The sequence below is a fragment of the Candidatus Hydrogenedentota bacterium genome (assembly GCA_012730045.1).
Taxonomy (GTDB): Bacteria; Hydrogenedentota; Hydrogenedentia; order Hydrogenedentales; family CAITNO01; genus JAAYBR01.
This window is the reverse complement of record JAAYBR010000078.1, coordinates 1-18,644: the sequence shown is the minus strand read 5'-3', so window position 1 is coordinate 18,644 and position 18,644 is coordinate 1. Positions and strand designations below refer to the sequence as shown.

Here is an 18,644-nt window from a genome sequence, read left to right as displayed (position 1 = left end):
CCCCGCAGGAAACACCGCCACACGACACGCCCAGAAACGCCCGCATGGAACCACCTCAACATGGTCCGCTCAATTCAGCCTTTTGCCACGGGCTGCTAGCCCCTAGCCCCCAGCCCCCAGCCCCTAGACCCTAGACCCTAAACCCTAGACCCTAGACCCTAGACCCTACGCATGCGGGTGGGCGTCGCGGTAGACCTGCCGGAGGCGTTCGAGGCTGACGTGGGTGTAGATCTGGGTGCTGGAGAGGCTGGCGTGGCCGAGGAGTTCCTGTACCACGCGGAGGTCGGCGCCGGCGTCGAGCATGTGGGTGGCGAAGGTGTGGCGGAGGGTGTGGGGGGACACCTCGCGGCGGGCGGGGAGGATCATGCGCACATACTTTTCGAGGATGCGCTGGACGCTGCGGGTGGTGAGTCTGCCGCCCCGGTGGTTCACGAAGAGGAAGGGGTGCTCCGGAGCGCCGAGGGCGGGCCGCGCGGCGAGGTACTCCCGCAGCGCGGCGAGGGCCACGGACCCGACGGGGACGATGCGCTCCTTGTTCCGTTTGCCGAGCACGCGGAGCATGGCGTGGTCGAAGTCCACATCCTCAAAGCGCAGGCCGACCAGTTCGGCGGCGCGTAGGCCGCTGGAGTAGAGCGTCTCCAGCACGGCGCGGTCGCGGACGCCGAGGGGTTCCGACAGGTCGGGGGCCTCGACCAGCGCGGCGACCTCCGGGATGGACAGCACGTCCGGCAGGCCCTTGGGCAGTTTGGGGGCGTTCACGGCCTGGGCGGGGTTGGCCTCCATGAGCCCGACGCGCACGAAGAAGCGGTAGGCCGTGCGGATGGCGGCGAGCTTGCGCGCGGCGGTGCGGGCGGACCCGCCGGAGGTCTGGACATGGGCGAGGAACGACCGGACGTCGTTGCGGTCCGCCGCGCGCATCACGTCCAGCGAGGCGGCGGGGCGCGGATCGCCGCCTTCGCGCCGGAAGGCGGCCGCGCCGTTCTCGAGGAAGTCGCAGAACTGGTTGAGGTCGTTGCGGTAGGCGCGCAGGGTGTGGCGGGAGCAGTTGCGCTCCGCCTTCAGGTGGTTCATGAAGTGCAGGACTTCCAGGGTGGACACGGCGCGCCCCCCGTGTCAGAGCCCGTACTGGCGGCGGTAGTACTCGCGGAACTCGCCCGACTTGATCTTCCGCCACCACCACTCGTTGTCCCGGTACCACTGGACGGTCAGGGCGATCCCCTCGTCCCAGTCCATCCGCGGCGCCCAGCCCAGGGCGCGGAGTTTCGCGCCGTCAATGGCATAGCGGCGGTCGTGGCCGACCCGGTCCGCCACGGGGCGGATCAGGGTCTCGTCGCGCCCCGTCAGCTCCAGGATGCGCCGGGTCAGCGCGATGTTGTGCCGCTCGTTGCCGCCGGGGATGTTGTAGACCTCCCCCGGCGCGCCTTTGCGCAGGGCCGTGTCAATGCCCCGGCAATGGTCGTCCACATAAAGCCAGTCGCGGACGTTCATGCCGTCGCCGTAGAGGGGCAGGGGCTGGCCGTCGAGGGCGTTGGTCACGAAGAGGGGCAGCACCTTTTCCGGATACTGGTAGGGGCCGTAGGTGTTCGAGCCGCGCGTGGTGACGACGTGCAGGCCGTAGGTCTCCCGGTGCGCCGTGCCGAAGAGCTCGCCCGCCGCCTTGCTGGCGGCGTAGGGGTTGCGCGGGTGGGGCGCGTCCGTCTCGCGGAAGGCCCCCTCGTCAATGCTGCCGTAGACCTCGTCCGTGGAGACCAGCAGCACCCGGCCGACGCCCGCGCGGCGGGCCTGGTCGAGCACCGTGTTCACCCCGGCGACGTTCGTGGCGATGAAGTCCGCCGCGCCGTTCAGGCTGCGGTCCACATGGCTCTCTGCGGCAAAGTTGACCACGGCGTCGCAGCCCTCCAGGGCGGGGCCGAGGGTGTCCGGGTCGGCGATGTCGCCCCGGACGAAGGTGTGGCGCGCCGGGTCCGCGTCGCGCAGGTTGTCCAGGTTGCCTGAATAGGTCAGCTTGTCGTAGGTGACAATGTGGACGTCCGGGTAGTCGCGGAGCTGGAGGCGGACGAAGGCGGACCCGATGAAGCCCGCGCCGCCGGTGACCAGGATCTTTTTCATTCCGCCGCCTTTCTCCGCTCCATGTAGTGCGCCAGGGCCTCGATCCACCCGCGCAGGGGGCGTCCGGTGGTTTGCGTGTATTTCGCCGTGTCGAGCACCGCGCGCGCGGGCCGCCGCGCCGTTGTGGGGAACTCGCGGGACCGGCAGGGAACCACGCGTGCCGGGGACCCCGCCATCCGGAGGATGGCCTGGGCGAATTCCGCCCGGGAGCAGTATCCTGTGTTGACCACATGGAACAGGCCGGCGGCCTCCGCGTCGCACAGGGCCTCCGTGGCCTCCGCCAGGTCCCAGGTGTGCGTGGGGCAGCCCGTCTCATCGGCCACCACGCGCAGCTCGGTCCGCGAGGCCGCCGCCGCGAGGATCTTCTCCACAAAATTGTTGCCGCCCGGGCCGTAGAGCCAGGCAGTGCGCAGGATGAGGTGGCGCGAGGCCCGCCGCGACGCCAGCTCGCCCAGCCACTTTGTGAAGCCGTAGACCCCGAGCGGGGATTCCGGCCTGACGGGCGCCTCCTCCGCCAGCGGATCCGGGGACTGGCCGTCAAACACGAAATCCGTCGAGTAGTAGACCAGACGTGTGCCGACCCGCTCCGCCTCGGACGCCACGTTGAAGGCCCCCGTCACATTGACGCGAAATGCCGCCTCCCGGTTCGACTCCGCGCCGTCCACGTCCGTGAAGGCCGCCGCGTTCACCACGAGGTCCGGCGGGAAATCTGTGAAGGCCTCGCGGACCTGGGCCGGGTCGCCGATGTCGAAGGCCGGCAGGTCCAGGGGCAGCACATGGGCGCGCCGGTGGTAGCGGGCCGCCAGCTCGCGGCCCAACTGCCCCTTCGAGCCCAGAATCATCACGCGCATCGCGCAGCACTCCTTCCGCCCCGCGACAAACGGGGCCTTGCGCCCATCCTAACACGCCCGGACCGGCCCTGCAAGCGGGACGCCCGCGGGAACGCCCGGTATTCGGTTTGTGTTAAACTGAAGCTGCACGGGACAACGCTGGCACAGGAGACAAGGAAATGGAGCATCGAGTTCGGCTGGCGGCGCTCACTTGGAAAGAAGGCGACGTGTATGTCGCGGATTGCCCGGCAGTGCGCATAGCGAGCCAGGGAGACACCGAGGCAGAAGCCTTGGAGAACCTGAAAGAGGCCATCGAGCTGTATTTCGAGGATGTGCCGGGGGTGGAACTGCCGGAATGCGGCGAGGCGCATGCCCGTGAGGTCGAGGTTGCCTTTGCCTCCTAGACCGATGACTGCCCGGGAGATCGTCCAGCGGCTGGAGCGTTTGGGCTTCAGGCGGGTTTCCCAGCGCGGCAGCCATCTCAAGCTGCGCCGTGAACGGGGCGGCACCATGTACACGGTGATTGTCCCCATGCACGGCAAGGATGTCGCCGTCTCCGTGGTGGGGCGGATCCTTCAGCAGGCGGGGCTCGAGTGGAGCGAATTTGACGCCTAGCGGTGTTTGTCCCCGCCGCGAATACCCAGGGGGCCGGGAGCCGGATGCACACACTTCTTTACAACTTGGCGCTGGTGATGGTGACGGCGGGGTGTGTCTCGGTGCTTTTCCACCGGATCGGGCTTCCGGTGGCGCTGGGGTACATTCTGGCGGGGGTGCTGATCGGGCCGGGGACGCCGCAGATTCCGCTGGCGGTGGAGCAGGATGCCATTGAGGGGCTGTCGGAACTGGGGATTGTGTTCCTGCTGTTCTGCGTGGGGCTGGAGTTCAATCTGCGGCGGCTGGCGCGGGTGGGGATCGGGGCGGGGCTGACGGCGGCGCTGGAAATCGGCCTGATGCTGTGGCTGGGCTACCATGTCGCCCGGTTTTTCGGCTGGTCGGCCATGGACGGCGTCTTCCTGGGGGCCATGCTCTCCATTAACTCCAGCATGTTCCTGGTGAAGATTCTGGCGGACCGGGGGGAGGAGCGCGCGGCCCACGCGCAGTTTTCCACGGGGGTCGCCATCTTTGAGGACATCCTGGGCGCGGTGATGCTGGGCGTGCTGTCGGGCATCGCGGTGAGCCAGGCGGTCACCTTTGGCGGCGCGGCGCTGGCGCTGGGCAAACTGACGGCGCTGCTGGCGGCGGGGCTGCTGGCGGGGCTGTTCGTGGTGCCGCCGCTGGTGCGGCGGTTCAGCCGGCGGCGGAGTTCCGAGCTGCTGCTGACGGCGACGCTGGGCATCTGCTGCGCCGGGGCGCTGCTGGCGGAGCAGGCGGGGCTGAGCACGGCGCTGGGGGCCTTTGTGGCGGGGACGCTGGTGGCGGAGGCGCGGGAGAACCACCGGATCATGCCGCTGATGTCCCCGGTGCGGGACATGTTTTCGGCCATCTTCTTTGTGTCCGTGGGGATGCTGATCCGGCCGGAGGAGCTGCTGGCGCACTGGGGGGCCGCGCTGGTGATCGCGCTGGTCACGCTGGTGGGCCGGGCGGCGGCCATTTTCGCGGGCACGATGCTGTCGGGCCATTCCCCGCGCACGGCGGTGCGGGTGGGCATCAACATGGCGCAGATCGGGGAGTTCTCCTTCATCATCGCCACACTGGGCCTGCAGCTGAAAGTGATTGACGCCTTTCTCTACCCGGTCGCGGTGGCGGTCTCCGCCCTGACGATGCTTGCCAGTTCGCTGCTCATGCGGGGGGCCGAGGGGATCAGCGACCGGGTGCAGCGGGCGGCCCCGCAGCCGCTGCTGGCGGCGGTCATGGCCTATTCGCAGTGGCTGGGGTCGCTCGGCGTGGCGTCGCCGGTGCCGGACGCGGTCCGTCTGGTGCTGCGGCGGTCGCTGCTGCAAATCTTCATCAATCTGCTGGTGGGGGCGGGCATCTTCATCGGGGCGGCCGGGCTGGCGGGGCGGTTCCACGGGCGGGCGGGCTGGTGGACAGCGCTGCCGCCGTGGACCGGCGGGATCAACACGGTGTTCTGGTTCGGCGCGCTGCTGGTGGTGCTGCCGTTCTGGGTGGCGGTGGTGCGCAAGTTGCGGGCGGTGGGGATGATCCTGGCGGAGATGGCGGTGCCCAGCGGGGTGGCGCAGGGGCAGGTGCCCTCCTCGCGGTCCATCGTGTCCAGCGTGGTGCTGGCGTCGGGCACGGTCATCTCCATCTTCTGGCTGCTGATGCTGAGCGCGCTGATCCTGCCGCCCTGGCCCATGCTGGCGTTTCTGGCCGCAGTGGCGGCGGGGATCACTTTTCTCCTGAGGGACTCCTTCATCCGCATTTACGCCAGGGGGCAGCTCATGCTGCGCGAGATGTTCGCCGAGCCCCTCGAGGAGTTCCACCGCCAGGAGATGCCGACCCTGCTGCGCCGCGCGCGCCTGGAGACCGTGGAGGTCCCCGCGGGGGCGCGCGCGGCGGGCATGCTCCTCGGCGAGACAAACCTGCGCGCCCACACGGGGGCCAATGTCATCGGCGTGGACCGGTCGGGCGCCAGCATCGTGAGCCCGGGCGCCGACCTGCGGCTGGAGGCGGGAGACCGGGTGCTGCTGATGGGGAACGAGGCGCAGCTGGCCGCGGCGCGGGACCTGCTGCGCGCGGCGGCGGACGGGGAGGCGTAGCCGGGAGGGGCTTGCATTTTTCGGGGGAACCCTGCCAAGATGGCCGGGGGAAGGGGCGCGGATGACACTTTGATGGAAACACTGCTGTACAGTCTGGCCGTTGTGATGGTGACGGCGGGGTGTGTGTCGGTGCTTTTCCACCGGATCGGGCTTCCGGTGGCGCTGGGCTACATCCTCGCGGGGGTGCTGGTGGGGCCGAACATGCCCCAGTTTCCGCTGGTGGCGGACCGGGCGGCGATCCAGACCCTTTCCGACCTGGGGGTGGTCTTCCTGCTTTTCTGCGTGGGGCTGGAGTTCAACCTGCGCCGGCTGGTGCGGGTGGGCTTCGGGGCGGGGCTGACGGCGGCACTCGAAATTGGGCTGATGCTCTGGGTGGGCTACCACCTCGGCCAGTTCTTCGGCTGGTCCGCCATGAACTCCGTCTTCTTGGGGGCCATGCTTTCCATCACGTCGAGCACCTTTCTGGTGGCCACCCTGACGGAGCGCGGCGAGGAGCGGTCCCCCCACGCCCAGGTGGCCATGGGGGTGTCCATTTTTGACGACATCCTGGGCACGCTCATGCTGGGGCTCCTTTCCGGTCTGGCGCTGACCCGCACGTTCTCCCTCGCGCGGACGGTGGTGACGCTGGGCAGGCTGACGGCCCTGCTGGCGGCGGCGGTGCTGGTGGGCCTTTTCGTGGTCCCGCCGGTGGTGCGGCGGTTAAGCCGCCGTCAGAACCGGGAGCTGCTGCTGACAGGCACGCTGGGCATCTGTTGCGCGGGGGCGCTGCTGGCGGAGCGGGCGGGGTTCAGCACGGCGCTGGGGGCCTTTGTGGCGGGGACGCTGGTGGCGGAGGCGCGGGAGAACCACCGGGTGCTGCCGCTGTTGATGCCGGTGCGGGACCTCTTCGCGGCGATTTTCTTCGTTTCCGTGGGGATGCTGATCAACCCGGCGGACTTTCTGGAGCACTGGCGCGCGGTGGCGGTGGTGTCTCTGGTCGCGTTCTTCGGCCGGTCCTTTGTCATGGCGCTGGGCACGGTGCTTTCGGGGCACACGCCGCGGACGGCGGTGCGGGTGGGGCTGAGCATGGTGCAGATCGGCGAGTTCTCGTTCATCATCGCGGCGCTGGGGTCGCGGCTGGGCGTGATTGACGACTTTCTCTACCCTGTGGTGGTGTCCGTGTCGGCGGTGACCATGCTCTCCTCGGCGCTGCTGGTGCCGCGGTCGGGCTGGATCGCGGACCGCATTGAGCAGATGACCCCCCGGCCCCTGCTGACGGCCCTGCTGGCCTATTCCCAGTGGCTTTCCTCCCTGGGAAGGGGCACCCCCGCCGGGAACGCGGTGCTCCGGGTGTTGCGCCGGTCCCTGTTTCAGATTTTCGCCAACCTGGTGGTCTCGGCGGGGGTGTTCATCGCGGCGGCGGGGCTGGCGGGGCGCTTTCACGGTCAGCCGGGCTGGTGGAGCGCTCTTCCCCCGTGGACGGGGGGCGTGAACGCCCTGTGCTGGTTCGGGGCGCTGCTGCTGGTGCTGCCGTTCTGGGTGGCGGTGGTGCGCAAGTTTCGGGCGGTGGGCATGATCTTGGCGGAGATGGCGGTGCCCCGGGGGGTGGCGCCGGGGCAGGTGACGGCGTTCCGCTCCATTGTGACGGGGATGGTGGCTGCGTCGGGCACCGTGGTGGCCTTTTTCTGGCTGCTCATGCTGAGCGCGCTGATCCTGCCGCCCTGGCCGATGCTGGCCTTTCTGGTCGGTGTCGCGGCGGTCATCACGCTCTTCATGCGGGAGCCCTTCATCCGCGTCTATGCGCGGGGCCAGCTTATGCTGCGCGAGATGTTCGCCGAGCCGCTGGAGGAGACGCGGCGCCAGGAGATGCCGACCCTGCTGCGGCGGGCGCATCTGGAGACGGTGGAGATCACCGCGGAGGCGCGGGCCGCCGGGATGCTCCTGGGGGAGACGGACCTGCGCGCCCGCACGGGGGCCAGCGTCATCGGGGTCGAGCGCGTGGGGGCCAGCATTGTGAGCCCGGGCGCCGGCCTGCGGCTGGCGGCGGGCGACCGCGTCCTGCTGCTTGGCGATGAGAAACAGCTGGTTGAGGCGCGGGAGCTGCTGCGGCTGCGGGCGGAGGACGGCGGGGGAGAGTAGGCTGGTTTGCGGCGCGTGCGGCGGGCGTGCCACACTCTGCGGGGGGAGGGGACCACGCCGCGAAGCGGCAGGCAGGCGCGCATTGGCTGGAATCTTGGACAGTCTTGGCAACGTTGGGCGGCTCGCGGGGCTTCCGGGCGCGGTGGCGCAAGACCTCCGGGATATCCGGTTCTACTTCGGGAAAAAGCCATGAGAATGCCCCTGCTGCCCCGGCGCTGGGCCGACACCCTGCCGGACGAGTGGAAGCGCATCGGGCGCGACACGGAACCCCTGGCGCTGACGGCCCCCTCGGTGGTCGCCGAGTTCGAGGAGCATGTGGCCCGGTTTGTGGGCGTGCCCTCGGCCGCGGCGCTGGCCTCGGGCCGCCAGGGCATGCGGCTGATTCTGGAGCACATCGGCGTCGGCCCCGGCCACGAGGTCATTGTGCCGGCCTACACCCTCAAGGACCTGATTCCCCTGGTGCAGGGCACGGGGGCGGCGGTTGTCCCGGCGGACGTGGACCTGCGCACCCTCAACGTCACCCCCGAATCGGTCCGCGCGCGGTACACGCCGCGGACCAGGGCCGTGATTGTGCTGCACGCCTTTGGGAACCCCGCGCCGGTGGACATCATCGCCGCCGAGGCGGACGCGCGGGGCGTCGCGGTGGTCGAGGACTGCGCCCATTCCCTGGGCGCCACGCTGCACGGGCGGCAGACAGGGTCCTTCGGGTATGCCGGCTTCTACAGCTTCGAGCCGACCAAGCCGGTCAACACCTACGGCGGCGGCATGGTCGTCAGCCATGACCCGGACCTGGTCCGGTTCATCCGCGAAAAGACCGCCCATTGCCGGTACGACCCGTCCGTCTTTCTCCAGAAGGCGGCCGCCGCGCGGAAGGAGCGCCTGATGATGCGCACCGCGATGGCGTGGCCGGTGCTGGCCCTCATGAGTTTTCCGGCGGTCAAGGACTGGGTCGGCCGGGCCTACCGCAGCCGCCAGTCCGTGCCCTCGGGCGACCTGCGCTACACGGCCATGCAGGCCGTCCTGGGCACGCTGAAACTGGAGACCCTCCCCGCGCGGCTGGAACGCCGCCGCGCCCTGGCGGGGCTGCTCCGGTCGCTGCTGCGCCCCGAAATCCGCCTTCAGGAGGAACTGGAGGGGGCGGCGTCCGCCTGGTATTTCTGTGTGGCCCTGCTGCCCCGGCGCGCCGCGCCCGTGCGGACCCGGCTCCTGCTGCGGCGCTGGGTGGATGCGGCGGTGGAGGACGAGATTGCCGATGAGTGCGCGCGGTATCTGCACCGGGCGGACTGCCCGAACGTGGTGGACGTGTATCCGCACGCCCTGGCGGCGCCCTTTTTCGACGGGATCACGGAGGCGCAGATCCGGCGCGTGGCGCGGGCGCTAAACGCCACCGCAGCGCGCTGACTCCGGGCCGGATTGTGAGACATAAAACAGTTCATTCCCCCGCATTCGGGGGATAATGGTTGACAAACCACAACATGTGGTGTAAACTGCACCGCTGGACCTTGCCGTGTGGCCGCCGGGCTTGGCGGGAAAGCACACCCCTGAAGGTCCTTTACGAAGATAGGGAGTCTGCACGGTCGGCTTGCGGGCCGCCGTGTCCTTGGCACGAACCCCGGGGTACGAGGGTGTGTCGCGCGGAGCGGCGGGCCCATTTCCTCGAACGGTCACAGGAGGTCTCATGCCCGAGGCAACACGGAGCACGGTCAGGGACCGTCTGCCGGGAACGGAGCGTTCCCGCAGTGTTGGTCTGGCGGCGGCGGTGATGGCGGTGTTCTTGCTGCTGTACACGACAGGGTGCCAGAGCACGGGTGTCCAGCGCGCGGTGGCGCATTTCAAGCCGGCCCCGCGCGCGGAGGTGGGCGCGACGGAGCTTGCGCCGGTGGAGCCGGAGGGGGAGGGCGCCGCCCCCGGCGTGCGCACATACTCTCCCCTGGCGGTGCCGGACCCCCTTCCCGCGCCGGTGCAGCGCGAGATTGCGGAACTGACCACCAAGTACCCGAAGACGTTCCAGCGCGGCCTGGAACGCGGGGCGAAGTACGACGCCTACCTTCGGGGCCGTCTCCGGGAGGCGGGGATGCCGGAGGACCTGGTGTATCTGGCCATGGTGGAGAGCATGTACCGGCCGGAGGCGAAGTCGCCGGCGGGGGCCTGCGGCATGTGGCAGTTCATGACGACGACGGGCCGGCGGTTCAAGCTGCGCATAGACCACTACGTGGACGAGCGGTTTGACGTGCCCCGGTCCACCGACGCGGCCATTGGCTATCTGACGGCGCTGCACGACTATTTCGAGGGGAGCTGGGCCCACGCGGTCACGGCGTACAACATGGGGGAGGGCGGCCTGAGCCGCGCGATGGAGGCGAACGGGGGCGAGCGGGACATCTGGCGGCTCATCAGCACGCCGCCGGCGAGCGACCGGATCAAGCTGGAGGCGAAGAAGTACTACGCCCGGATGCTGGCGTACATGGTGGTCACCCGCGACCTGGAGAAGTACGGGTTTGAAAAGTGCCCGGCCACCCCCGACGACCTGGCGCCGGTGCAGGTGGAGGGGATGTACTCTTTGGCGAAGCTGGACGAGGCGCTGGGCTACGCCCCGGGCACGCTTTCCCATCACAACCCGGCGCTGATCCGGGGCGTGACCCCGCCCTCGGGCGGAATCACGGTGCACGTGCCGGCGCGGGACCTGGAGCGTTTCCAGACGGCGCTCCGGGGCATGACCCCCATGAAGTCGTCGCCCAAGGACGTGATGCTTGCCGGCGGGAACGCGACGCACCGGGTCCGGAAGGGGGAGACCCTGGCGACCATCGCCCGGAAATACGGCGTGAGCGTGCAGGCCATCGCCAGGGAGAACAAGCTCAAGTCGGCGAACCGTCTTTCGGTGAGCCAGACCCTGGTGATTCCCGGCGTGTCCGCGCGGGGCGGCAGCGAGCTGCGCGAGATGCTGGCGGGATCCGACCCGTCCGCGGAGCGGGCGGCGGAGTCCGCGCCCGCGCCCGAGGGGCGCCGCGCCGAGGCCACGGCCACCCACACGGTCCGGAAGGGGGACACGCCGGCGGGGGTCGCCCGGAAGTACAAGGTTTCCCTGGCCAGCCTTCAGGAGTGGAACGGCCTGGGCAAGAATCCCGTGATCCGGGTGGGGCAGAAACTGGTGGTGGGGAAGACGGCCGCCCCCGCGCCGGCCTCCAAATCGGAGGATTCGCCGTCGCACCATGTGGTCAGGAAGGGGGAGTACCCGGCCGTCATCGCCAAGATGTACGAGATGGAGGTGGGCGAACTGCTGCGGGCGAACAACCTGACGCCGCGCTCGACGCTCCATGTGGGCGACCGGCTGGTGGTGGCGCGGGCCCGGGACGCCGCCCCGGCGGAGACGACCGCGAAGGCGGCGCCGGCCGCCTCCGCCGCCACCGAGCAGGTGACCATCAAGCATGTCGTGCGGCGGGGCGAGACGCTGTCGTCCATCTCGGCGCGCCACAAGGTTGCGCTCAAGGACGTGATGGCCCTGAACAAGCTGACGAACAAGTCGGTGCTGAAGGCGGGCCAGGAGCTGATGGTGCGCACGGAGGTGCCCGCGGGGGCCGGGGACGGCGGGCAGGAGGTGGCGGTGGCAAAGGCGGAGACCGACCAGGGCCGGAAGATCGCCCACAAGGTGGCGGCGGGCCAGAACCCCACGGTGATCGCCCGCAAATACGGCGTTTCGGTGAAGGACCTTTTCACCTGGAACGGCTGGAAGACGACGCCGGTGCTGAAGGTCGGCGACACGGTCACGGTCTTCGAGAGCCGGTGACCGGGGCGCCCGCTGGGGCGGGCCGCCGGGGTTGTGGTAGCATTTGGCCCGGAGTTCCCCCGCGCAGCGGCGCGGGGGACTCCGGGCGTGCTGTTTTTTCCAAGGGAAACACGGTGCCGCCGGGCTTTCCGGCGGGTGGAGAACGATTCATGACGAGCAGGCATGCAGTGGTTTTGGCGGCGGTTTTCGCCCTGCTGGCGGGGGGGGGCGCGGCGCAGGCCCCGGACCTTTCCAAGATGGACATTGTGGAGCGGTCCACGCCGGACGGTCCGGTGGCGATTGTGGAGGGCGTGCCGGTGGACCGGGAGGATTTCCTGCGGACCTACGAGCGGCACGTGGCCGAGGTGTCCCGGTTTGCCGGACAGAAGGCGCTGGGGGACGAGGACCGGGTGCGGATCGGGCTGACGACGCTGGGCGAGCTGATCCGCCGGGAGATTCTGGTGAAGGAGGCGGCGCGCCGGGGGCTCAAGGCGCCCGAGGGCGAGGTGGACAAGGCCTACACGGAGAAACTCAAGCAGTTCACGGAGGAGCTGAAGGCGGCGGGGAAGGCCACTGCCACGGAGCAGGAGGTGCTCACCCTGGCGGGACAGACGCGGGAGGAGGCGCGGGAGAGCATCCGCCGGCAGCTGCTGGAGATTGAGGCGGCCCGCGCGCTGCAGAAGGAGCGCGGCGGGGCGGTGACGGACAAGGAGGTCCGGGAGTTCTTCGACAAGCGGCCGGAGGCCTTCAAGCAGCCGGGCGGGGTGCGCATCAGCCAGATGCTTTTCCGGCCGAAGCCGTCGGTCCAGAAGGCCGACGAGGCCGCCTGGAAGACCGCGGAGGCCCTGGGGGACCGGGCCCGGGCGCGGGTGCTGGCGGGGGAGAAGTTCGAGGTGGTGGCGCGGGACATGTCGGAGGCCGCCGACGCCGCCGAGGGCGGGGACATGGGCCTGGTTCCGGCGGAGCAGCTTCCCCCGTTCTTTGCGGAGGTCGTCCGCGGCATGAAGCCGGGGGAAATCAGCCAGGTCTTCCGCAGCCAGTACGGCGTGCATGTGGTTCGGCTGGTGGAAACGTCGGACGAGCAGTCGGTCTCCTTTGACGACGCGAAAGCCCGTATCCGCCAGATTCTGGAGGGGATGAAGACGGAGGACGTGGTGAACGATTTCATCGAGCCCATCGTCAACGATCCGGACCGGACGAAGATATTCATCCAGTTGGAGCGCACGCTGCGCCTGCTCGGCGTGGACGCGTCCGCCGCGGACACCCGGAAACCGCAGGAATCCGCGCCCGCCGGCGGCGGGAGCGCCCGGAAGCCCCGGTGACGGGCTTCCTGCGGGGTCTTGCGCCGGGTCTCGTGCTGGCGGCGGGCCTCCTGCTCGGCGCGGCCGCCCCGGCGGCGGAGGACGGCTGGGCGTGGCCCCTGGAGCTGCCGCGGCGCCTTTCGGGGAGTTTTGGGGAGGACCGGGGCGGGCGGTTTCACATGGGCATTGACCTGCGCACGGGGGGGGCGACGGGGAAGGCGGTGCTGGCGGCGGGCGACGGGCATGTGAGCCGCGTGCGCTGCTCCGCGTGGGGGTATGGCCGGGCCCTCTACCTTCGGCTCGACAGCGGCCACACGGTGATCTACGGGCACCTGTCGGAATACCATGAGGAACTCGCGGCGGAGGTGCGGGCGAAACAGCACGCCGCCGCCCGCTATGCCGTGGACCTGACCTTCCCTCCGGACCGGTTTCCGGTGCGCAGGGGCCAGGTGATCGCCAGGAGCGGCGACACGGGTTCGGGGCCGGCGCACCTGCATTTCGAGGTGCGCGACGCCGCCAACCGCGCCGTGAATCCGGCGACTCTCGGCCTCACCTGGGAGGATGCCACGCCCCCGCGCCCGGCGAGGCTGCTGGTCTGTCCGGCGGGGCCGGATTCCCGGGTGAACGGCGCGCCCGCGCCCGCCGTGTTTCCCCTGCGCAAGGACGCCTCGGGGCGCCATGCGTGCCCGCCGGTGCGGGTGCGCGGGCCGGTCGGCCTGGGGGTGGAATACACGGACCCGGAGCCCGACGGGCCGCGGCTGGGCGCGCACCGCGTGCGGCTGGCGGTGGGCGGCGAGGAGCGGCATGTCGTCCAGTACGATGCACTGTCTTATTCGCAATACAGGCATAATGCAGTCATGTATCACCCCTATCTTGGGGACCTGGGACGCTTCCTGCTGCTGTGGCGGTGGCCGGACAACCGCAGCGGATGCGTTCTGCCGGTTCCAGGGGACGGGTGGGTGGATGTCGGGGAGGAGGCCCGCGAGGCGGTGGTGGAGCTGGCGGATTTCATGGGGAACCGCGCCGAAATCGCGGTGTCCCTGCTGCCCGGGGATGCGGGGGAGTCTCCCGCGCCGGAAAAGGCGGAAAACAGGGGGGCGGGGCAGGTGACGGCGCGCAGTCTGGGCGCGTGGCTGAGTCTGGAGGCGCGGTTCCCCGCGCCGGAGCCGGAGGCCCCGCTGCTGGAGTTGGAGGGGGCGGACGGGGCCCGGCAGGCGCCGTTCTTGCGGACGGGTCCGGCGGTGTTTCACCTGGGCTGGGCGCCCGCGGCCGACGGGGCGCACCGCCTCCGGGTGACGCACCCGCGGCTCAAGGCCTTCGCGGTTGCGCCGCACCGGGTGTCCCGGGGGGGCGCGCTGGCGCTTCCCCTGGAGGGGGGCGGACGCCTCGACATTCCGCGCGGGGCGCCCTTCGGGACGACGCTGGTGTGGGCCTCCGGCGGCATGGCGGCCGCCCCCGGCGGCGCGCCCTTCGCAGAGGCGCCCCTGCTGGCGCTTCCCGTGCCCGCGGGCGTGCCGGACCCGCGGCGCGCGGGGATTGTGAGCGTTACGGACAAAGGGCGGCGGTGGATCGGCGGCCGGGTGGCGGGCGCTTCGGTGGAAGCGTCCGTTGACGGGCTGGGGACTTTCGCGGTGGACGAGGACACCGCGGCGCCCCGGCTGCGCGACTGGGCGCTGGAGGACGGCGCGGTCACCCAGACGCGCAGGCCCCGGGTGGTTGCCACGGTTTCCGACGCGGGAAGCGGCGTGGCCGCGTGGTCGCTGCGCTGCGGGGACCAGTGGCTTCTGAGCGCCTACGACGCGGATGACGGAAGGGTGGTCTGGGAGCGGGACGAGGATCTGCCGCCGGGCCCGCAGACGCTCACGCTGCGGGTGGAGGACGGGGCGGGGAACCGGGCGGAATTCGCGCGGCGTGTCGTGGTTGGGGGCCGGTAGCCCGGGCTGCGGCCCCGCGCTTTCCCGGCTTCCCGTTTCCGGGGGCGCGGGGGCAAAATAAGGGCGCTTGTTTGTTGACTCGGGGGGGAAAATATGCTATGCTACTCCTCCGTTGTCGCATGGCGGTGCCGTGTGTCGCACCGTGCGGGTGCGCCTCCCCACCGGCGCGCCGGCGGCGGAGAATCCAGACTTAGCCCCCAGGGAGAGAAGTTTTGCCTACGATCAACCAGCTGGTGAGAAACTGCCGCGAGAAGATGACTTCGAAGACGAAGTCCCCCGCGCTCAAGGCGAGCCCGCAGGCGTCGGGCACGTGCACGCGCGTCTTCACCATGACGCCCAAGAAGCCGAACTCGGCGCTGCGCAAAGTGGCGCGCGTCCGGCTGAAGAACGGCATGGAGGTGACGGTGTACATCCCGGGCGTCGGGCACAACCTGCAGGAGCACTCGCAGGTGATGATCCGCGGCGGCCGCGTGAAGGACCTTCCGGGCGTGCGCTACCACCTCATCCGCGGGGTGCTGGACGCGGCGGGCGACCTGGGCGGGACGGCGAGCGAGAAGGACCAGGGCGGCAAGAAGGTCCATGCCGGCCGCTGGGTGAGCCGGTCGAAGTACGGCGTGAAGCGGCCCAAGAAGGGCGGAGACGCCAAGAAGAAGAAATGATGTGAGACCACGGGCGCGGGCCGCTTGGGCCCGGCCTTGGGCATAAACCGGCGCAGGGCGCCACAGGGCGAAGGCAACAGATGGCAAGACGCAGAGTACCTGAGAAACGGGTTCCCCTCGGCGATCCGAAATATGGCAGCACGCTGGTGGCCAAGTTCATCAGCACCGTCATGATCTGCGGCAAGAAGAGCATTGCCGAGTCCATCGTGTACGGCGCCTTCGAGATCATCAAGGCCAAGGTTCCGAACGAGGAGCCCCATCTGGTGTTCGCCGCCGCGATCGAGAATGCCAAGCCCCTGCTCCAGGTGAAATCGCGGCGCATCGGCGGCGCGACGTACCAGGTGCCGGTCGAGATCGCGCCTGCGACGCGCACGGCCCTTTCCTTCCGCTGGATCATCGAGTTCGCCCGGAAGCGGGGCGAGAAGACGATGCGCGAGCGGCTGGCGGGCGAGCTTCTGGACTGCTACAACAAGCAGGGCGCGACGATGAAGCGCAAGGACGACACGCACCGGATGGCGGAGGCGAACAAGGCGTTCGCGCATTTCCGGTTCTGACAAACGGACAGTGATGAGGAATTTGCTGACAATATTCGAGGCGGAGTGAGCGGCCGGAGAGTTTTCCCCGGGCCCGCGCCTCTGCATGCAACGGAAAGTTGAATCAGAGCGAGCGTGAAGCCGGATGCCTGAGGCGCGATGCCTGCGGGGAGAACTGAAGGAAGCCTGCCGCAAGCCCCGCAAGGGTGAAGAGAGCGACGGACGTGCCAAGAAAACTTCCCATAGAGAACATGCGCAACATAGGCATCATGGCCCACATTGACGCCGGCAAGACCACCGTCACGGAACGTGTCTTGTACTACTCCGGCCGGTTGCACCGCATGGGCGAAGTCCATGACGGCGCGGCGACCATGGACTACATGGACCAGGAGCGGGAGCGCGGTATAACGATCACCTCCGCCGCCACAGCGTGCGAGTGGAGGGATTGCCACGTCAACATCATCGACACGCCCGGGCACATTGACTTCACCGCCGAGGTGGAGCGGAGCCTGCGGGTGCTCGACGGCGCGGTGGCCGTTTTCTGCGCCGTCGCGGGGGTTCAGCCCCAGTCCGAGACCGTCTGGCGCCAGGCGCACCGCTACCACGTCCCCCGCATCGCCTTCATCAACAAGATGGACCGTGTCGGCGCGGATTTCGACCGGGCGGTGGCGACCATGCGCGCGCGCCTCGGCGCGAACGCCGTGCCGCTGCAGATGCCGGTCGGCGCCGAGGACCTTTTCGGCGGGATCGTGGACCTTGTGGAGTTCCGCATGATCACGTGGGAGGGCGAGGGCCCGACGGCGGAGATGGTCGTTTCGGAGGTTCCGGAGGACCTGGCCGGGCCGGCGCGGGAGCGCAGGCACGAGCTGCTGGAGTGCGTGGCGGACGCCGACGACGCGTTCATGGAGCGCTACCTCAGCGAGGAGGACGGGCTCAGCGCCGCGGAGATCAAGGCGGCCATCCGCCGGGCGACCCTGGCGATGCGCCTGTTTCCGGTCGTGTGCGGCACGGCCCTGCGGAACCGCGGGGTGCGCCTGATGCTGGACGCGGCGGTGGACTACCTGCCGAGCCCGGTGGACGTGCCCGACACGGTGGGGACCGACCCGGACGACGAGGAGCGCGAGGTGATCCGGAAGGCTTCCGACGACGCGCCGTTTTCCGCGCTGGCGTTCAAGATTCTCACGGACCCGCATGTGGGCCGCCTGACCTTCATCCGGGTCTACTCGGGCGTCTTGGAGGCCGGGGACCAGGTGGTGAACGCCCGGACGGGCCGCAAGGAGCGCCTGGGCCGGCTGCTGAAGATGCACGCGGACGAGCGCACGGACCTCAAGGAGCTCCGGGCGGGCGACATCGGCGCGGTCATCGGGTGCAAGCAGACCACGACGGGCGACACGCTCTGCGACGCGGACAGGCCGGTGGTGCTGATGCCGGTGACGTTTCCGGAGCCCGTGGTGCACATCGCGATCGAGCCGAAGACGAAGGCCGACCAGGACAAGCTGTCCCAGGCCCTCGCGAAGCTCGCCGAGGAGGATCCGACCTTCCGGGTGCGGGTGCACGAGGAGACGGGCCAGACGATCATCGCCGGGATGGGCGAGCTCCACCTGGAGATCATCGTTGACCGGCTGAAGCGCGAGTTCAAGGTCGAGGCGAATGTCGGCCGGCCCATGGTCGCGTACCGGGAGACGGTGCGCGGCAAGGCGACGGTGGAGAAGAGGTTCATCCGGCAGACGGGCGGACGCGGCCAGTACGGGCACGTGGTGCTCACGCTGGAGGCGGGCGAGCCCGGTTCCGGGTTCATATTTGAAGACAAGACGGTGGGCGGGGTGATTCCGAAGGAATACATCCCGGCTGTCGAGAAAGGCTGCCGCGAGGCGCTGGAGAGCGGCATCGTCACGGGCTACCCGATGGTGGACGTGAAGGTGACGCTGACCTTCGGGTCCTACCACGAGGTGGACTCGTCGGAGATGGCGTTCATGATCGCGGGCTCCATGGCGGTGAAGGAGGCGGCGCCCCGCGCCAACCCGCAGCTGCTGGAGCCGGTGATGAAGGTGGACGTGATCACGCCGGACGAGTACACCGGCGAGGTGATCAGCGACTTCGACCGCAGGCGCGGCAGGCTCGACGGCATGGAGAGCGAAACGGGCGTGCAGAACATACGCGCCTACGTCCCGCTTGCCGGCATGTTTGGATACGCAAACGACCTGCGTTCGCGGACCCAGGGCCGCGCCACGTACGCGATGGAGTTCTACCAGTACGAGGCGGCGCCCAGGAACGTCGCGAACGAGATCATGGAGAAAATGGGAAGCACCTTCCGCTTCTGAGCGGGGGGCGCGGACAGCCTTTGACATCGAAAGTGTGGGTCCGGCGGCCAGGAGGGCCGGGGACGCAACCCGCGGCGCCGGGCGCCGCAAGCAGGGAGAGCCGTCATGGCCAAGGAAAAGTTTGTACGGAACAAGACGCACGTGAACGTGGGGACGATCGGCCACGTGGACCACGGCAAGACGACGCTCACGAGCGCGATCACGAAGGTTCTGTCGAAGTCTGGCAAGGCGAAGGCGATAGACTTTGGGATGATTGACAAGGCGCCGGAGGAGCGCGAGCGCGGGATCACGATCTCGATCGCGCACGTGGACTGCCCGGGCCACGCGGACTACATCAAGAACATGATCACGGGCGCGGCGCAGATGGACGGCGCGATCCT

General features: G+C 69.5%; 15 protein-coding genes. 12 read left to right on the top strand and 3 right to left on the bottom strand.

Features of this window, described 5'->3' with window-relative positions:
- Window positions 1–165: 165 nt before the first annotated feature.
- From xerC to rfbD, 3 genes are read right to left on the bottom strand one after another with little or no spacing between them, the layout of a single operon-like run.
- Window positions 166–1,071: a tyrosine recombinase XerC gene (gene xerC, locus GXY15_07870; GenBank protein ID NLV41131.1), complete on the bottom strand. Its 906-nt coding sequence runs from the start codon at window positions 1,069–1,071 to the stop codon at window positions 166–168.
- 42 nt (window positions 1,072–1,113) lie between these two features.
- On the bottom strand, window positions 1,114–2,109 hold the full coding sequence (gene rfbB / locus GXY15_07865) for a dTDP-glucose 4,6-dehydratase (protein ID NLV41130.1): 996 nt from the start codon (window positions 2,107–2,109) through the stop codon (window positions 1,114–1,116).
- A complete protein-coding gene (gene rfbD / locus GXY15_07860) occupies window positions 2,106–2,960 on the bottom strand; it encodes a dTDP-4-dehydrorhamnose reductase (GenBank protein ID NLV41129.1) in 855 nt (284 codons plus the stop codon). The genes rfbB and rfbD overlap by 4 nt, the downstream gene beginning before the upstream one ends.
- Window positions 2,961–3,118: 158 nt before the next feature.
- Between rfbD and GXY15_07855 the strand changes: the two genes are divergently transcribed.
- The 12 genes from GXY15_07855 to tuf all read left to right on the top strand — a co-directional run.
- The gene (locus GXY15_07855) at window positions 3,119–3,343 is read left to right on the top strand and encodes a type II toxin-antitoxin system HicB family antitoxin (protein NLV41128.1); all 225 of its coding nucleotides are present in this window, start codon (window positions 3,119–3,121) and stop codon (window positions 3,341–3,343) included.
- Window positions 3,344–3,347: 4 nt separating this feature from the next.
- Window positions 3,348–3,554: an addiction module toxin, HicA family gene (locus GXY15_07850; protein NLV41127.1), complete on the top strand. Its 207-nt coding sequence runs from the start codon at window positions 3,348–3,350 to the stop codon at window positions 3,552–3,554.
- Between the two features lie 44 nt (window positions 3,555–3,598).
- A complete protein-coding gene (locus GXY15_07845; protein NLV41126.1) occupies window positions 3,599–5,638 on the top strand; it encodes a cation/H(+) antiporter in 2,040 nt (679 codons plus the stop codon).
- 72 nt (window positions 5,639–5,710) lie between these two features.
- Entirely contained in the window at window positions 5,711–7,756 is a 2,046-nt protein-coding gene (locus tag GXY15_07840) for a cation/H(+) antiporter (GenBank protein NLV41125.1), read from the top strand.
- Window positions 7,757–7,945: 189 nt separating this feature from the next.
- Window positions 7,946–9,157 carry a hypothetical protein gene (locus tag GXY15_07835; GenBank protein NLV41124.1) on the top strand — a complete coding sequence of 404 codons (1,212 nt, stop codon included), beginning with the start codon at window positions 7,946–7,948 and terminating at the stop codon, window positions 9,155–9,157.
- A gap of 277 nt (window positions 9,158–9,434) precedes the next feature.
- On the top strand, window positions 9,435–11,537 hold the full coding sequence (locus tag GXY15_07830; protein NLV41123.1) for a LysM peptidoglycan-binding domain-containing protein: 2,103 nt from the start codon (window positions 9,435–9,437) through the stop codon (window positions 11,535–11,537).
- A gap of 149 nt (window positions 11,538–11,686) precedes the next feature.
- Window positions 11,687–12,838, top strand: coding sequence for a hypothetical protein (locus tag GXY15_07825; protein ID NLV41122.1), 1,152 nt, complete (start codon window positions 11,687–11,689; stop codon window positions 12,836–12,838).
- Window positions 12,835–14,751 carry a M23 family metallopeptidase gene (locus GXY15_07820; GenBank protein ID NLV41121.1) on the top strand — a complete coding sequence of 639 codons (1,917 nt, stop codon included), beginning with the start codon at window positions 12,835–12,837 and terminating at the stop codon, window positions 14,749–14,751. Before GXY15_07825 ends, GXY15_07820 begins: the two co-directional genes overlap by 4 nt.
- A 212-nt stretch (window positions 14,752–14,963) precedes the next feature.
- A complete protein-coding gene (locus GXY15_07815) occupies window positions 14,964–15,410 on the top strand; it encodes a 30S ribosomal protein S12 (GenBank protein ID NLV41120.1) in 447 nt (148 codons plus the stop codon).
- A gap of 80 nt (window positions 15,411–15,490) precedes the next feature.
- Window positions 15,491–15,964, top strand: a complete 474-nt coding sequence (rpsG, locus tag GXY15_07810; GenBank protein ID NLV41119.1) for a 30S ribosomal protein S7 — start codon at window positions 15,491–15,493, stop codon at window positions 15,962–15,964.
- 203 nt (window positions 15,965–16,167) lie between these two features.
- Window positions 16,168–18,264 (top strand): elongation factor G, encoded by a 2,097-nt coding sequence (gene fusA / locus GXY15_07805; protein NLV41118.1) that lies wholly within the window; start codon window positions 16,168–16,170, stop codon window positions 18,262–18,264.
- 105 nt (window positions 18,265–18,369) lie between these two features.
- On the top strand, window positions 18,370–18,644 hold a 275-nt coding region (tuf, locus tag GXY15_07800), incomplete at its 3' end, for an elongation factor Tu (GenBank protein NLV41117.1).

What these genes read in the sequence shown, in the direction of transcription:
- xerC (NLV41131.1), bottom strand. Translation starts at nt 1,071, where the DNA reads ATGAACCACCTGAAGGCGGAGCGCAACTGCTCCCGCCACACCCTGCGC.
- rfbB (NLV41130.1), bottom strand. Translation starts at nt 2,109, where the DNA reads ATGAAAAAGATCCTGGTCACCGGCGGCGCGGGCTTCATCGGGTCCGCC.
- rfbD (NLV41129.1), bottom strand. Translation starts at nt 2,960, where the DNA reads ATGCGCGTGATGATTCTGGGCTCGAAGGGGCAGTTGGGCCGCGAGCTG.
- GXY15_07855 (NLV41128.1), top strand. Translation starts at nt 3,119, where the DNA reads ATGGAGCATCGAGTTCGGCTGGCGGCGCTCACTTGGAAAGAAGGCGAC.
- GXY15_07850 (NLV41127.1), top strand. Translation starts at nt 3,348, where the DNA reads ATGACTGCCCGGGAGATCGTCCAGCGGCTGGAGCGTTTGGGCTTCAGG.
- GXY15_07845 (NLV41126.1), top strand. Translation starts at nt 3,599, where the DNA reads ATGCACACACTTCTTTACAACTTGGCGCTGGTGATGGTGACGGCGGGG.
- GXY15_07840 (NLV41125.1), top strand. Translation starts at nt 5,711, where the DNA reads ATGGAAACACTGCTGTACAGTCTGGCCGTTGTGATGGTGACGGCGGGG.
- GXY15_07835 (NLV41124.1), top strand. Translation starts at nt 7,946, where the DNA reads ATGAGAATGCCCCTGCTGCCCCGGCGCTGGGCCGACACCCTGCCGGAC.
- GXY15_07830 (NLV41123.1), top strand. Translation starts at nt 9,435, where the DNA reads ATGCCCGAGGCAACACGGAGCACGGTCAGGGACCGTCTGCCGGGAACG.
- GXY15_07825 (NLV41122.1), top strand. Translation starts at nt 11,687, where the DNA reads ATGACGAGCAGGCATGCAGTGGTTTTGGCGGCGGTTTTCGCCCTGCTG.
- rpsG (NLV41119.1), top strand. Translation starts at nt 15,491, where the DNA reads ATGGCAAGACGCAGAGTACCTGAGAAACGGGTTCCCCTCGGCGATCCG.